The 14,186-nt window shown below is 58.2% G+C and carries 6 protein-coding genes and 5 pseudogenes; 3 read left to right on the top strand and 8 right to left on the bottom strand.

From position 1 onward, the window contains the following. Nucleotides 1-1,706, bottom strand: a pseudogene (locus K6M89_RS29270) (hypothetical protein); the annotation flags it as partial. A gap of 1,399 nt (nt 1,707-3,105) precedes the next feature. Between K6M89_RS29270 and K6M89_RS29265 the strand changes: the two are divergent. After that, complete coding sequence (locus K6M89_RS29265) at nt 3,106-3,993, top strand: hypothetical protein (RefSeq protein ID WP_004678802.1); 888 nt, start codon at nt 3,106-3,108, stop codon at nt 3,991-3,993. Between the two features lie 134 nt (nt 3,994-4,127). Here K6M89_RS29265 and K6M89_RS31360 read toward each other — a convergent pair. Then, nucleotides 4,128-4,407: pseudogene (locus tag K6M89_RS31360) on the bottom strand (nuclear transport factor 2 family protein); the annotation flags it as partial. Between the two features lie 284 nt (nt 4,408-4,691). Here K6M89_RS31360 and K6M89_RS29260 point away from each other — a divergent pair. Both K6M89_RS29260 and K6M89_RS31710 read left to right on the top strand, forming a co-directional pair. Beyond that, nucleotides 4,692-4,895 (top strand): nif-specific regulatory protein,nifA, encoded by a 204-nt coding sequence (locus K6M89_RS29260; RefSeq protein WP_010032001.1) that lies wholly within the window; start codon nt 4,692-4,694, stop codon nt 4,893-4,895. 276 nt (nt 4,896-5,171) lie between these two features. Continuing rightward, nucleotides 5,172-5,747, top strand: a pseudogene (locus K6M89_RS31710) (radical SAM protein); the annotation flags it as partial. A gap of 211 nt (nt 5,748-5,958) precedes the next feature. Here K6M89_RS31710 and K6M89_RS29250 read toward each other — a convergent pair. From K6M89_RS29250 to tssM, 6 genes and pseudogenes are all read right to left on the bottom strand, one after another. After that, nucleotides 5,959-6,969 (bottom strand): LysR family transcriptional regulator, encoded by a 1,011-nt coding sequence (locus K6M89_RS29250; RefSeq protein ID WP_018247171.1) that lies wholly within the window; start codon nt 6,967-6,969, stop codon nt 5,959-5,961. Continuing rightward, entirely contained in the window at nt 6,966-7,109 is a 144-nt protein-coding gene (locus tag K6M89_RS29245) for a hypothetical protein (RefSeq protein ID WP_004678808.1), read from the bottom strand. The genes K6M89_RS29250 and K6M89_RS29245 overlap by 4 nt, the downstream gene beginning before the upstream one ends. Before the next feature lie 52 nt (nt 7,110-7,161). Further along, a pseudogene (locus tag K6M89_RS29240) lies at nt 7,162-7,488 on the bottom strand (carbamoyltransferase N-terminal domain-containing protein); the annotation flags it as partial. Between the two features lie 827 nt (nt 7,489-8,315). Then, nucleotides 8,316-8,562 (bottom strand): annotated as a pseudogene (locus tag K6M89_RS31350) (SIR2 family protein); the annotation flags it as partial. A 99-nt stretch (nt 8,563-8,661) separates the two neighbouring features. Then, entirely contained in the window at nt 8,662-10,278 is a 1,617-nt protein-coding gene (locus K6M89_RS29230; RefSeq protein WP_004678814.1) for a hypothetical protein, read from the bottom strand. Between the two features lie 296 nt (nt 10,279-10,574). Beyond that, entirely contained in the window at nt 10,575-14,180 is a 3,606-nt protein-coding gene (gene tssM / locus K6M89_RS29225; RefSeq protein WP_004678817.1) for a type VI secretion system membrane subunit TssM, read from the bottom strand. Between the last annotated feature and the right edge of the window lie 6 nt (nt 14,181-14,186).

The following is a 14,186-nucleotide window of genomic DNA, read 5'->3' as shown; positions in this document are numbered from 1 at the left end:
AGCTCATAATCCGTCTGGATATGCTGGTCGCCCAACCATTCGGTATGGTCGAGCGACAATCCGCTGCGGCCTTCGATCGATGGATCAACCTGCTGCAGCGGCGAAGTTGATCTGAACTCGGCACGTGAATCCGAACGGCCGTCCAGACCGGCCGGTTCCCGGCCACTTGCCTGCTCAGGGGACAACCCCGACGCTGCGTTCGCCTCAACGACTTGCTGGTACTGCCGAAGCCGCTTGAAAGACATGGTGAGGTTTTTTCCCATGGCTTCGGTGAAGTCTTGGTAATCTTTTTTCAAGGACCTTTGCTGCATCTCGCTGCCGTTGAGCCGGCTCGCTATGCTCTCCCTACCCCTGGTTTGCAGCCAATTACTAAACTTTCGTTGATTGCTGGCTATAGTCCAGACAACATTCCTCTTGGAAGTCGAGCCCGATCCGAGCTTGCTCAGCTCTTCGTTGGCGAAGCTATCAATCATGAGGGCGTCGTCGGGATAAGGATCATGCTGTTTCAACTGCGACTCGGCGCCTAGATACTGCCGCAGCCGATCGAAACCCACGACCACTTTTTTTCCTTCATCCTTGGTAAAGGCCCTAAAATCCTCCTGCAACGACCGTCGCTGCTCATCAGTACCGGTGAGTCGGCTGACTATGCTCTCCCTGCCCTCCCTTTTGAGCCAAGCGCTAAACTTTCGTTGCCCACTGGCATTTTTCCGAGAATTCGGGACCTCTTCCTTGGCCAAGCTATCAATGACGCGGGCGTCGTCGGGATAAGGATCATGTATCTGGCGTCCCATCAGGCGCGGCCCAGGTCCAACGGCTTGGAGTTCTTGCCCCTCAGGCGCGAGCCTCCTGAAATGAGACAGTGCTGACTGAAGACGGCCCTGACCATCCCCACCGCTTGCCCAATAAGCCGCGATATCAACGGCTAGTGAATCTGGATCGTTTAAAAACCGAGAAGCCATCGAATCTCTGTTCTCTGCTCTGAGCCAACGAGCGAACCTCTTAAGAATCCCCAAATTGTTCTCGACGGTACGCTCGGGAACCCTTCCGTCCCCTCGGCCGATGCTACCGTCGGGTAGAATTTCGTAGTTTCGGACTGCTTCCGCGAACTGGTTGATGCGGGACTCGTCATCGGGATGCATGTCCCGGTCGGCGGGGCGACCACGCTTGGCGTAATCGACGCGAACCTTGGTTGAGACCACGTGAGTCTCGGTTGCGGCATCGACGTCTTGCTGCCCCGAACCCCGCGACGACGTCTTGCCGCTGCTCAATCCGAACGCCTTCTTGAACCCTGACACCATGCGCGACTTAAATCCGCGGCTTCTGCCCTGCGGCGCCGCGGCGACTTCTCCCGCGTCCGCCATATTGCTCGATGTCTTGCTCCCCGAGCCGCCGAATCGCAAGCTGCTGGAGCCCGCCCGAGAGACGTCTATGCTGTGGCGGGCGCCGCTCAACGAGTTCTCCGGCGCCAGCGACTGCGGCGTCACTCGCATCGAACCGCCCACGGATCTGCGACGCGGCACACGGTCGCCGGCGTCACTGTCGTGCGAACCGAGGCGCAAGTCGCTCGGATCCTGTTCCATGTCTCGTCTCTGTGAATAGTAGTCCTGGATCCAGGCGTCCGTATCGAAAGCTCCGGTCACGTCTTCGATCCACCCACTTACTTCGCGAGAATCGTCATCGCGCGGCTGGTTCCGTCTTGGGTACATCGATGCGGGTCCTCCGGAAATTCAAATTTGGAACCTCGATCCTAATGCCTGCCGACCGCCGCCCGGCATGCTAAAGCCAGATCCAATCATGCCCTCAAGGCATGGCCGAACGCTATATGCGACGGCTTGCCGACAATCGTCTGCACTCGACCATCAGGCCGGCACATGGCTTGAGAGGCTCGCCAGCTTGCCGCTTGCCATGCGGAGCCCGCTAAAATTGGCCTTCATTTAAGCAGTTTCGGGTGATGTGTGGAACATGCAGCGTGAAGGGTGCCGTCAGCATTCCGATTCCAACCAATCTTTCCGCCGGCCTTTCTGATTTCGCCGCCTCAGTGCGCGGCGACAAACAAGGTGAGACTCAGCCAGATTGTCGCTCTACAGAACCCACTCGGCCTTCCGTGATCATTCAACTTTTGAGGCTCATTCCCGCACCCGTATCTGTCTACACTTCAGCCCCCCCCGTTACCGCGACGCCCGCAAGACTCGCCCCGGCTTCGCCGCTGTGACTTTGGCCGGATGGGACTTGCGCCGCCAAGCAGCTATCAGCTTGGCATGACGTATTCCCGAGCGGAGGTCCATCATCTCATTGGTCATCAGTGGCCTTCTATCGGGCTGTGCTTGAACAACCAGACCCTGCCGAAAAACCACTGATGCCCACCTACTCCTCAGAACCTTCACCACCTAAGGGGACTCCGTGGATCCGCTTTTCCAAAGCATTTTGGAATATCGGTTTTGCATGATGGCGGCCAGTCCGGTTGCACTAGCATATGCGTAATCTGCAATTGGAGACCAACAACGGTGAACACAGAACAGGCCCGCGGGGCGGTAAATCCTCCGAGGACACCTCTAACATTCAAGCTAATCTTAGCCCTGCCGCGGCGCAGACACCTCCGACGGACTTCCACGATGGTTTGGCGAAGGGACCACGCTTTCACGAATCCTCGAGGCTTGGGCTGAGGAAAGGGATCAGGAGGAGACGAGGAGCGGCTGGAGGCGGTAAGACGAACTATAACGTGGATGGACGCTGGCGATGTTAATGCAACTACAATCACTGCGGCTGGCCAAGCCGCCGGCACTGTTCCGCCAGAGCTCCAGAAGCTCGCGGACGACAACCGGCTGTGAGCAGCTTCCCGAGCGGGTCCGGACGACGCTGGCAGAACCAGTGATCGCATCGGGCTATATGGGCCCCGCAGGTCGTCTTTCCGCCCAGTTCGCGGAAGTTTAGTCCCCTCTAGGCGAGACCAGGAGCCGCGCATGCAACGCGTACCCCCCGCTTCATCGAAGCTTAGCAGTCACGTATCCGCTTTATAGGCCGGACATGTGAGCGCACCGTTCCCACATGTGAAGCGACTGAAAAGGATGCGCTTCATCACACCTTTCACTCTCAGGAGAGACCGCCATGGATAACACAGAACGATCGCTGCGCTACAACATTTCCGAGGAAGATGATCGCACCCGGGCCATGGCGGGGTGGATCGAGAATATGACCGGGGCACAAACACTTACGGGCATGCCGTCCCGATCAACGTCAGATCCCCATGCTCGTTCGCCTTCGTCGCCAACGCGGCCATACTCGCTCTCTTCCGAACCTCCAATTAAGGTGCTCGACAGATCGACATTTGCCAGAAAAGTGAGGGAATTTTACGGTGATGATATCAAGCACATTTCCGTCAATCCACAAGAGTACTCGCCCTTCGTGTCCTCTAAAGCCCTGCGTACGGCTACCATCGCTCGACTCTACGGCGGCACCGACAATGATACGCCCAGCGCGCGATATTTCAGCTATGATCTGGGAGAACGAAGCGTTGGGCTTTTAAGAACAGAGGATGGATTTAGCATCGAGAACGAGCCGTGGCGGGAACTTTTTCCCGGTCGGAAAAGAATCACTTCGATTGTAGACCTTCGCGTTACTCATCCGCTTGTCGAGAACGCAGGCGATATTCTGCTCGAACATCAACTTCAACTCGACGGCGAACAGCCGTTAATCATGTCACGTCCCGCTTCGCCAGAGATGGGAGCCCGTCTAGAGCAGATGGGTTTCGTTGACGTGGGTCAAAATCGCTGGGTGCTCGACCCTACGCAACATCCGGACAAGTGGACAAAGAATAGCAAGGGTGGATGGCAGCGCGCAGGCAAACCTTGGAGTTATCTCTCGAAAACCGTGGACTATCTTAGCGACGATGAAGCAGGTGTCGAGGGGCATTCGAGTGAAGCCAGTGTCGAGACAGATTCATCCGATGATGACCCCTCTTGGTACTTCGAACACCTCAATTTGAACCGCGAATAAAAGCTTGCCGTCATCGTGATGACTTTTTGCGCCGCCGGCCGAGTTGATACGCCCCTCTATTACGAGGACGCAGGCGAAGATTAGAGACTGCAATCTTGCTGCGACTGTCTGCGACGGCCCGCCTCATGCTGCACTGTGAAGTAGCTCTCGACAGTTGCTTCAGTCGGGCTGATAAACTCAATCAGAACTTTCGTGATCTGGTGGATGTTGGGCGGTTCGGTCTTGAAGACACCAAGCGCGAACTCAATGAAGCCTCGGCGGAGCCCGTATCCGCTCCATGATTGTCCTGCGCATCGACCCAGAAGGAGCTGCGCAGCGCCGCCTCGTCCGCCTGTCTATCCCGCGGCAATACCGATAGAGACAGTCGCGGATCGTTTCGCGATCATGCAATTCGACCATTTTCTCTTGGTCCATGGCTCGTCGCAAGTCTAGTCTTGAGTTGAAAGTGGCGTTCGGTGCATCTGCGAACGGACATTCGCGCCGTCGGCGCTTGACCTGGCCTCGCAATGCCGCTTCCCAGGGAACGTCTGTGAACTTGAAACCGCGTGCGTAGGACAGCAACTCTCGCGCAATCAAGGACCATTGCTCCGTTGGATTTTGCCTGCAAGAACAGCCAGTGCCCCTCTGCGCTTGTGTGGAAGGGAGCTAACGGTCCATTCGGCAACAATGCGATTGACGAGTTCGCCAGAAAGAGCCCAATGTCGACTGGATCCCCGTTTGCGGCCGCCGGGCGCGCCGGCGCCTGCCTCGGCGAAGCCTCCTCCAAAGCCTGTGATCCGAACGATCCTGCCTGGCTCGCAATCGGTGCGCGTCTGACCGAGCGGGAACGGCTGATCGACGCGATGGAGAAATCTGGGTGGGTTCAGGCCAGGCGGCTCGCCTCCGGCCTCACCCCACCTTAGGTTGGTTATGCCATCCGCGGGCATCAAATCGGGGTGAAAGAAAGTTCTAAGCCTGGTGTGGTCGAACGGCCCGACCTGCCCTCCTCAACTCATGCACTCGAGGCGAGCCGCCATTTTACCGGTGTCTGTCTATTGTCAAATGCCTGACAACCCTATGTCGGGTAGCAAATGGAGGGAACCGGACAAAAAACGCTAACCCGCTGAAAAACCTAACTATTTGCATTGGCATGGCCCTTGCTTTTTGAACCGCGATGTTAAGCAGCAACGGAGCCTTCAATGTCCCCACCAATGATTTCGCTCAAGAGCCTGACCAGCACGACAACCATGAACCAACTGCTGGCCACAGCGAAGTCCACTGCTTGCGCCGCGTCATTGTGCGGTTCGTCCGCAAAGCCGCACCACGCCGAGCCGGCTGTGTGGGAGAAAATCAAGGACCTTTCCTGCTATTCAGAAGAAGTTTACTATTTCGCGCGCATGCACGTCGTAGCCGCACCAGCCTGCAATATCCAGTGCAACTACTGCGATCGTAAATACTGCGCCAACGAAAGCCGGCCTGGGGTCGTCTCGGAAAAGCTGACGCCTGACCAGGCCCTGCGAAAGGTCGTTGCGGTCGCCAATGAAGTCCCTCAGCTTTCCGTGCTCTTTATCACCGGACCAAGCGATGCCTGTTATGACCGAAAGAAGACAAAGGCGACATTTGAACGCGGAGCCACAGAGATCCCCGATATCAAGCTGTGTCTTTCAACCAACGGTCTGGCACTGCCGGACCGTGTCGGCGAGCTTGCTGACATGAATGTTGATCACTTGACGATCACCACCAACATGGTCGATCCGAGAGTCGACGCGAAGATATCCGCGCCACTGCCGGGCCGTGCCGCAGCTCAGCAGAAGCCCGGACACAAGCAGGCCCCGCGAGCACATAGGCAGCCAAGTCTCGATATTCGTCCAACATGCCGGGCACTCTCGGTCGCAGCAGCGCTGAGGCCTTGGTCACCTCCCCGCGCAAAATGCCCGGTTGCTCTCTTTGATGCTTCAGGAGCATCCCGATCACCCGCTTCTTGTGTCAGTCCGCTCCCGTCTCCAACGCGGCGGCGACCTCCTTGCGCAGCCATTTATGCTGCGGGTCGTGATGGCACCGCTCGTGCCAGATGAGCATGACCTTGTACGGTGCCGGCTCGAGGGGTGGATCAACAACCCTAAGCGGCAGCATCGCGGAAACTTGGGTCGCAACGCGGCGCGGGACGAGCAATACCAAATCCGTTGCCGAAGCTACCACCGCTGCCGTGAGAACGCTGGAAAAAAGTATGGGACTACGATCCGCTCGCAGGTTGGGCAAGTGGTCGTAGATCGGGCCGAAGTGGTCGGGGGAGTCCGTACTGATGGCAGCGTGACGCAAGGTCGCGAAGTTGTCGATCGTCCATTCCTGCGCCAGCGCTGGATGGCCGTGGCGCAACAAACACGCGAAGCGGTCTGTATAAAGACTGCGCCGAAAATAGCCAGGCAGTTGCACGTCGATATGCCCAACGGCCAAATCAATATCACCTTGCTCAAGCCCCCGCACGGCACGATCAAACGGCAAACAGGCGAGTGTGTCGAGATGAGGGGCACGCTCGCGTAACCACGGCAGGAGGCGCGGTAGTACAGCCAAAGCTTGATGATCGGGGATCGCCAGCGTTGCCCCCCTCCCCCATTCTTTTGAGATTACGCTGCGGCTTGTCACCATCTCTCGGATCGTACGCAGTGCCGACGGCAGCCTTTGAGCCAAATGTTCGCCTTGCGGCGTTGGGATCAAACCCGTTGAAGACCGCACCAGGAGATCATCATTGAACAAGCCGCGCAGCCTTCCCAGTGCCCGGCTCATCGCCGGTTGACTCCGCCCGATGTGCTGGCCCGCGTGCGTCACGTTCCGGTATTCGAGCAGAGCCTCGAGCGCCACCAGGAGGTTGAGGTCTATTGATGCTAGGTTTATCTGGTGTCCAGTGAGGCGCTCTCCTCTCCAATCTTGCAACATCTTTCGCCTATAAGCGAGTTGATCCGTCACCTCTTTTTCTACATTGCGTTTCATGAAGTTCATTCCTCAACAATCAATTCCGGGTCCAACGTTTTCGAGTTCATCTCGGCGGTGGAGCGCGGGTGACAACCTCCATGGCATTGTGCCATCACGCGTCCAATGGGCGGCCAGATCTGTGTGACGATGGCGATCACATGGAACATCGGGGTGTCCCACAGGAATATAGAGCCCGTGTCGACCTCCCCGAGCCCGTTGCAACAGCCTCGCATCCGATACTGGGGTGCTTGGGTGAGAGAGGCGCACGCGCTCGAGCACAGCGTTGCAATAGGCCTCGGTTGCATAATACGCGATGCGGTCGATGTCGCTAAGCTGAACACCTGCAGATGCGAGGCAATATTGAATCGAACGAATTGGTAGCGTGTTGGAGTGCTTGATTCGGTTAGGCCGTTCCTCTTCGACTGCCGCTATCACTCGGCCGTCGCGAACGCGAACCGCAGCCCCATTGTGCATAAAGCTGTTCGGTAGATCGAACGAATTTTCGTAGACTCTGCTTAGACGCCCACTCAGCCCTAGACACAGCATGTTGCTCTCCAGTCCGTTTCGAAAGGTAGGTCGCTCTGGCCCGACCGCCGGCTTTCGTAAGTTCAAAGCTTGTGTTTGACGTGTCAGATAGAGCTCACAGGCGAAGCCGATACTAATAGCGACCGGCTCGGCGACATTGCCGACAATCGATGCTGCGCAACCTTCTTGATGCTATAGTTGCGACGCCGCACGGAAACCCTGACCGAAGCATTTGCAGCAGAACTGCCACGTAATCTATCCACATTACTCAGTCCTTCATATTTCGGCCCGACAGCCGCAAGAAAATCACGAGGTTTGGTGTTCCTGCAAAAGGCGCAGATCATGTCCTTGCGGCTGCGAGCGCGCCTGCTCTGGCTTCTAGTCATTGTGAGGGATGCACTCACAGATTTAGTCGACCAGGCAACAGTGCTTCTTGTGAGAGCCCATTAGCACTGAAACGGCAGAAGCAACGGCCAAGATTTGGCCGATCACGTCCAACGTGATAACAATCGAGGCCAGGCAACTGACAGAGTGCTCCAACTCGTTTTCCAGCACAGTCTCTACCGAACCTGAGGACCCATTTTTAGAACTCCACACAATCGTTCTGCACAGCGCTCTTCAGCGTTTTTTCTAAGGGCAATTGTTTTGACCAGTAAAATTGTTTGTTTGGATGGAATGCGTGCAAAAAAGGGATGGGTGGATTCATAGCAAGGCGAGCGGCACTTTCAAACAGCGGCCGTGATGATCAACGTTTACGGCAAATCCGCCTCCGACGTCGGTGCCGACGACCGACCTCCGAAATCCTCGTGTATCGTCGTACCCGCAACACTCCTTCTCTACTCTGGTTTTCAGCCGATAAGCCTAGCCGCAGCTTCGCCAGTCGGCACGTCGATAAGCGTGATCGGGCTTGCTGCAAGGAAACGGCGTTGGTTGTTGGTCGGCGCTGCCGCATCCAGCACCGCAAAACGTGGTGCGTTGGATCGCGTCATGATCTGTCGGGCGTAGGTGCGCAGCATCTGGTCGTTGAAGCGGCAGCCGATGAAGAAGAGCCGAAGAGCCTCTGTTGGTGCGCCGCTCCTTCACCGCTTCGCTGACCCACCTGAGCGGCGGAACTCCTTCCGTCGCTGATGAGGCCGTTGATGGCCTGCTCGCCCGGCCTTCCGGTGGGTCGGCCGGCATCGAGACAGGCGATTATTACGCGGCGGGCGCGGCGCGCGAGGTTTCGATGCGCTTCAGTCCATCGGTGATGGCCGCGAGCCCTTCCCGCAGCGTCTGCCCTATAGTGCCCGGACCGATGTCGATTGGAGGATTGTCAAGCATGGCTACAATGTCGCTGCCGTTGAGATAATCGAGCTTCTTCTGGACTGTGGTTCGGACACGCTCGGTCGCGCTCGACAGTGCCTCACCGTTGCGTTCGGTGATGGCGGAGAGCTGATCTGAAAGCTCTCCTCCGAACTGCAGGAAGATGTCGTCGACATACCTCCACGTTCCGCCGCGGGCTTCCACATCGACCATCTGGTTGATCTTGCTCTTTACCTCATCCCGCAGCGTCAAGGCAGTGTCGAGATAAGCCTGCCATATAGCTATGATACTTTCGACCGAGTTCTCGATGGATTTGGTCCGTTCGGGCTGGTCTGCGATGCCAAGAAGGACCAGAAGTTGATCATCGTTACCGGGCCGCGGGACCACCGCTGCGATCAGACGCTCCACAACCGCGCGCCTACGGGCTGCATCGCCTAGTTCCTTCGGCCATTGCGACGACACTATCTTCGCAATCCTCTCAGAATTCGCGTTCTCTAGCGGATAAGAAAGCTGTCGCTCCTGAGCCTTTGCCTTGATCAGACGGAACAAGGACTCTACTACCTCGTCTTGATCGAGAGCGCCCGTTGGAACTCTGTTCAGATCGATCCCATTCACCACGACCTCTTCGCGGCGGTCGCCGTTTGTCTCGCCCTGCCCCGCCCCATCGGGCATGTCATCCACATATTGAAGATTTCGCAGATTCTCAGGATAGGCCAGCATCAACAGAAGTCGGCCGGCGAAGTTGTGCAACGTTGCCTCCTGCTCTTCCGGAGGCGTCGCAGCCAGCACACGTTGCAGCCAATCCGCGATCTTCGTGGTCAGATGGGACAACTCTGCGGTCTGTCCCGCGCCAATTTGCGCGCTGAGACTTACTGCGTGATTGGAAATGGTCGCGGCCGCGGCGGCAATCCCCTCCTTCACTTCCGGGAGAAGCTGCTCCAGGAGCTCAGCCCCGCCTTCACGCTTGCTTCTCTCTTCAGTTTCCTCAACACTCCCTGCAGAGTTCCCTTCCGCGCTATCGAGCGCCGTCATCGGCCGATTGAATTCTTCAGAGTCGTCGGGTGGAAGAAATTGGGAGTTCTCCTCGGCGTTCATCTCAAACTGCTGAATGTCTTCTTCAGTTAAGATTCCTGCTTCCTGCATGTCAGGCAACCTCATGCGGAAGTTCACGAAATACTTCTTCATCACCTTTTGGACCTGCGGGAACCCGGCCTTTCCACCATCAGCCAACTTGACGAGGATAACGCCGTTTTCGTTCATCCTGCCCGTGCCTCTCCGCAGAAGCGAAAAGTTCTCCTTACTACTATCCTCATCATCTTCAAAAGGCATGTTTTTCAAAGTTTGTGCCAATCCATTGAGCTTTTTCTTACTCACCAGGACAGCAGGCTTCCGCAGATCGCCAACCGTGCCAACCGCAAAGCAGAACTCCAAATCCGCTCTGTTCTTCGTCTGGTCGATCAACTGCAGAAATTTCTTCGCTCTTGTCCTATTGTGCTTCATTCCGGCCATTATATCTCTCCAGTTTCCTGTTCTAGATCAGTGTACGTCGGTTGATAGGGTGGGACAGGATCTGATCACCCAACTTCCCGAAGATCTGCCTGATGGAGGTGACCGCGCTCTCCAGCGGTCTAGTCGAGCGGGAAAGCGGCGCGCCGAGATCAAGCGACGATCGCCGCCAGTCGCAGCCGTGACCGCCTCCGATCCGGCCGGCAACCGACATGCCGACCTCTCCCGCCGCAGACCTGCGTGGGCGTCTCGTGACCCCATAGGGCTTTCCCAGCGCCAGTCGGATGCTATCCCGGCGTTCATAAGAAATCTGGACATCGGAATTCTGACAACAGATTGCGGGACAACGGGCTCATCACGCTGTCAGGCTGGAGGTTAAAAACCGCCCAATGGCGACCGGACACCAGTCGTACCTGAATAAGGTCCCCTCCTCCCAATGGCTGCTTATCCGCCTCATTTAAGAGGCGAAACAGCGCCCAATGGCCGCTCTTGGAGAGGGTGGCGCCTTGAAAACCGATGAAAGCGACGGAAGCGCCGCCGACGCCGCCGGCCGTAGGCCAATGGAAATGCATGGCCGCGGCGGCTGTTCCTCGTCGATGTTCGAGGCGCTGGCCGTCGATGTCTACCACCACCTGGTCTGTCAACGGATCGGTCTCGGCGACGGTGAGCAGGAATCCAACTGACACCTTGCCGGCATCATCGAACATGGTGTCGCGGATCGTGGCTGCCCGTTGGAACTGGGCCAAGGTATTGCGGCCGATAGGGAAATCGACACCGCTCGTTGGCCGAAACTGCCACGAGCCTTTGGATTTGTCGACGAATGGGGAAAGGTTCTCGGCGAAGAAAGTGTCGATCTCCGCCTTGCGGCCGAACAGCCGGGCGAAATCGCTCAAAGGGATATCCCGGCGGGATCCGCTCGCGAAGGGATACCGTCCTTCGGTAGCCCGTCGGCACAAATCGCCGGGGCCGCCCGCCCAACCGCTCGCCAACCCGCGCCTCATGCCGCTGACGGTTAAGTCCGAGCTGTGGCGGCTGAGGCCGAGGATCCATTGCCGGATGGGTTCGGGCAGATCGGCCGCCCCCGCCTCGATCTGTTGGATGGCGACGCCCGCCTGCCCGTTGTGTTCCAAGATGTTCGAACCCGCCAGCCCCTGCGCCTGGCTGAGGGAGCGATACAGTTCGCCAAGATCCCGGAGAGCACTGTCAATCGGCGCCTGCGCGCCCGCTTGGCTGTTCGACGGCACTTCGACCAGCTGGTGCAGCCACCGGAAATGATCGCCCATATAGAGCTGGACGTGAGCTTCAGGCGTGTCCGCGGCCGGTTGGGACCGGAACAGTGCCTCGAGCTCGCTTGGCAACACCTCGCCCTGGGGGACACTGTCACCTTTCGTCAAGCCGTCCTCGGGAGCCGGTGGTTGCTTGAGCTTTAGCTCCTGCGCCGCCGCGAAAAGGAACAGGCGCATTGGTGACGTCGGCGCGGACAGCGTGTTCAAGGTGCGCAGCGCGTCATCGATACCCCCAGAGGGGCGGATGGACATATCGCCAATGAGCTGGTCCCAGCGCAACGCGAACTCCTGAGCGTAGAGATCCGCCGCCGAACGCCGCAGCTTCTGGCTCACATCACCGGCTGCAATCGGCGCGACTACCTGTGAGTCGAGAACCCAGCCTTCTGCAGCGACAGCGTCAGCCACTTGCGGCAGCAATCGCAGGAAGGTTCCGTAAAACCCCGCCCTCGTGTAGATGCCAGGAACCCCCTCGCTGAGCGGCTGTCCCGATTTGCGAGCCAGGACGCCCTGCGCCAGCGGCCCGGCATGGTCGGCCAGACGCCAGGTTGGCGCCCGCGAGGCTTCGGGACTGGTCGCGATGATGTCGAGGACGCGGCGCGCCATCGAGACGGTCTGGAGCTTCGCGCGGCTCCTCTCGATCAGTTCGCCATTAAGCTCACTATGGGGCAGCGGCCCTTCCATGAGTGCATCCAGGTGATCAGCGAGCGCGCTGCGCAGGCCGGCATCGGCTTCGGCCGGAAACATCACTCGCCAGTCGGCAGCCATCCAGTTCTTGACGACCGCGCGCTGGAGCGGACCCTGCTGACCCAGCATCAGGTAAACCTTTAACGCCTGGTAGACGAACTGATCATCGTCGTGCCGCTCGACCAATAAGGTTTCCAACCGGAACATCAGCCGCGGCAGCAGGATGGTGTTCACGGCGCGGCGGTACGCCGCGAGCGTCTGAACCTTGATTTTCTTACTCTGGTCGAGACCCGAACTTGATAGGGGGCCGCCCGCGCTGTCGCCGTTGGCATCACGCAGCCGCTGAAGCAGTGGCAGGATGGGTCGAAGATCGCCACTCTCAACCCGGTCGAGCTTCAGCTTTTCGGCCCCTCTGGCATAGCTGCCAGCCATTAGGCGAACGCTCTCGATCAGCTGAACATTCCGAATATAGCTGAACGTCCATAAGACGCTGGCGGTAACAATGACCGCCGCTATCATCGTGTAGGCGCCATACCGGATCCGCCGCTGGCGCCGATCGAAGCGGTGATTGGCATCGACGAGCCCAGCTTCGGCGAAAACGACTTCGCGCAGCAGCCGGCTGATGAAATAACCACGGCCCGGGCCACGAAGCGCTGTACAGGGCGGCTGAGCGATCTCGAAGGTCTGAGATCTGGCGTTCGCAAGTCGATCGAAGGGCATGCCAATTTGCGTGCCGCTTAAGAAGTAGACGCCGCGGAGCATAAGCGGTTCCTGGAACGAATTCCCGCCAAAGGCTTCCTTCAAGAACTGTTGCGTCAGGTGCTTGAGGCTAGCGACCTGCTGTGGGAAGCCGAACATGAGCGCGCGACGCTGGAGGTTGCTTTCGTGCTGCATTCGTTCAAGCAGCCTTTCGTTTAGGCGGCCAACAAGCGCATCGTATGCTGCGGCAAACGCCATCGGATCGCCTTCGTCCTCCGACGCCTCTTGCGCATAGGTGAACCCCCACACCGCCTCCCGCCCCTCGCGACCCAGATCGTCGAAGAATTCAACAAATCCCGCCAGCAGATCGCTCTTAGTGAAAAGCACATAAATCGGCAGTTGCAGGCGAAGCTCCCTGTACACTTCGAGGAGCCGCTCACGGATACAGCGCGCGCGATCGGCGAGCACTTCCTCGGATGTAGAATTCAGCTCGCTGATTGCGATCGTGACTAAGACACCGTTCAGCGGCTGCCGTGGCCGGGAGCGTCTGAGCATACGAAGCAAGCCACGCCAAACCGCTTTGTCCCGGTCTGCATCACCCTCCTGTATCGTGTAGCGCCCAGCAGTGTCGACGAACACCGCGTCATCGGTGATCCACCAGTCGCAGTTTTCCGTACCCGCTAACCCACCGGCGGCTCTCAGACCGGACCTCGCCGCCATCGGAAAGCTGAGCCCGGAATTGACTATTGCTGTGGTCTTCCCCGAGTTGGGCGGACCGATCATCACATACCAGGGCCGCTGATAGAGCCACCGCCTGCTGATACCTCCTGCGTAGCGGCGCCCCTTGAGTGTGGTAAGGGTCTCGCGGAAACGATGACGAATCGCCTCCAGCTCTCTTTCAGCAAGCGTGCTGGCTTGCCCCACACTTCGGTCGGAAGGCCTTGGGTCTCCCTTCTTCTGCTCGGCCCCACCCGCGTCCAGCGCTCCCGACACTCGTGATTGGACGAGGTCTTCAAAATAGGCCTGAACCTTGTAAAGCTGGGACTGGATCAAGTAGATCACGGTGTATCCGACCGGAATCAGCATCGATGCCGCGATCTGGCTGCGAAGGCTGTCAAGCGGCGCAAATCCTCCGACCGAGATATGCGGTCCGAGCGTGAAGATTAAGGCACATACGATCGCCGCCCCGCCGACACGGAGCCATTGCCACCTAAGCGCTTTCTTGATTGACTGCATGGCTTG

The organism is Rhizobium croatiense, from assembly GCF_019793465.1.
GTDB lineage: Bacteria > Pseudomonadota > Alphaproteobacteria > Rhizobiales > Rhizobiaceae > Rhizobium > Rhizobium croatiense.
The sequence above is the reverse complement of the archived record's forward strand: the minus strand, read 5'-3'. Positions and strand labels throughout refer to the sequence as shown.

What these genes read in the sequence shown, in the direction of transcription:
- K6M89_RS29265 (WP_004678802.1), top strand. Translation starts at nt 3,106, where the DNA reads ATGGATAACACAGAACGATCGCTGCGCTACAACATTTCCGAGGAAGAT.
- K6M89_RS29260 (WP_010032001.1), top strand. Translation starts at nt 4,692, where the DNA reads ATGTCGACTGGATCCCCGTTTGCGGCCGCCGGGCGCGCCGGCGCCTGC.
- K6M89_RS29250 (WP_018247171.1), bottom strand. Translation starts at nt 6,969, where the DNA reads ATGAACTTCATGAAACGCAATGTAGAAAAAGAGGTGACGGATCAACTC.
- K6M89_RS29245 (WP_004678808.1), bottom strand. Translation starts at nt 7,109, where the DNA reads ATGTTCCATGTGATCGCCATCGTCACACAGATCTGGCCGCCCATTGGA.
- K6M89_RS29230 (WP_004678814.1), bottom strand. Translation starts at nt 10,278, where the DNA reads ATGGCCGGAATGAAGCACAATAGGACAAGAGCGAAGAAATTTCTGCAG.
- tssM (WP_004678817.1), bottom strand. Translation starts at nt 14,180, where the DNA reads ATGCAGTCAATCAAGAAAGCGCTTAGGTGGCAATGGCTCCGTGTCGGC.